This window comes from Zooshikella ganghwensis DSM 15267, assembly GCF_000428585.1.
GTDB classification, from domain to species: Bacteria; Pseudomonadota; Gammaproteobacteria; order Pseudomonadales; family Zooshikellaceae; genus Zooshikella; species Zooshikella ganghwensis.
On record NZ_AUAF01000399.1, the window covers coordinates 1 to 1189 of the forward strand.

The following is a 1189-nucleotide window of genomic DNA, read 5'->3' on the forward strand; positions in this document are numbered from 1 at the left end:
CAAAAAAACCTGGTTGCACCATTTTGCTAGCACTCGTTTCTTATTACTCAGCTGCTATGTATTATACATCAATAAGAATTTTTAGAGGTACCCTAGCTTCTTTGATTACAGTAAGCGTACTGTTAATGGTATTAAATCCTTTAATACTATTTGAACCTGCAGGTTGCATTGCCTGATTCTTACTCAGTAAGATATAAGGTCTTTCACTACGCATAATATCTATTGCGGTCTTGACTGACTTTGCTGTCGCCAGTTTATCAGACGTATTCTCATCAACTGCATCCGTTTTCGCGTTAGGTAACTGGTCTAAACCAACATCTATTTTAGTCGGCTTATACCCCTCATGATAGACACGTTGATTATGATTTTCGCCAGCATAAATATCACCAACCACATGAATATCGGCCTCAAAAAGACCTCCTGTTTTGGGTACATAATTATCTTTAACATATTGACGTGATGCCAAAACAATAGCTGGGTCAATTTTAAGTTCTATATTTTTACTGTTAGATATTTCTAAAACGACTTTTAGATAAAGGCTACTAGCACTGCCACTATTTTGTTGAACTTTTGGTTTATAGGTTTTAGGATATTCTCCAATACAAATTAAATCACCCTGATGATCATAGAGACCAAACTCGGTAATATAAAAACCGCCCACATCAACGGGAATAACAGCTTCAGCTACAACCCAGTTTTTATTCTCCGGATCAATTGATAAATGGGTAATATTGCCAGACCAACGTTCTCTCACGAGTGATGTAGCCGTTTCGCTAGGGAAGGTTTCTTTGCCTTCATCAACCCCACCATCGCCCACTTTAATCGTTGTTAACTTTAGCGTATCCCCCATTAATGTCGCATTAGTTAATTTTGCCGTACCTACTTCAGTGAGTAAGTTGTAATATTCTATATTCATAACCCCATCTATTTTTTTACTATATTATTTAGTTAATTATATTATCAGTGACCTCATTAACTCATCAGGTGAAATTCTTCATTTTTACTTATACTCATTGTGAAGAACGCTTAAACCCACACAACAGATATCTTTGATGTTAATTTGTGACACTTACACACCAGTTTAGCTATAAAATCCTTAGAACGTGTCTCAAAAATCAAAAAATATACAGATGTCTAAGTAAAAGGTTAATCATTAAGCACAAAGCAGTTTCAAGAAGATAGGAATGGA

At 35.6% G+C, this 1189-nt stretch carries 1 protein-coding gene; it reads right to left on the minus strand.

All coding sequences use genetic code 11. The annotated features are described in order from the left end of the window. Window positions 1–61 precede the first annotated feature (61 nt). Window positions 62–916, minus strand: coding sequence for a phage tail protein (locus tag F607_RS32340; RefSeq protein ID WP_051311899.1), 855 nt, complete (start codon window positions 914–916; stop codon window positions 62–64). Window positions 917–1189 lie beyond the last annotated feature (273 nt).

Coding starts and splice junctions, on each gene's coding strand:
- F607_RS32340 (WP_051311899.1), bottom strand. CDS start 916: ATGAATATAGAATATTACAACTTACTCACTGAAGTAGGTACGGCAAAA.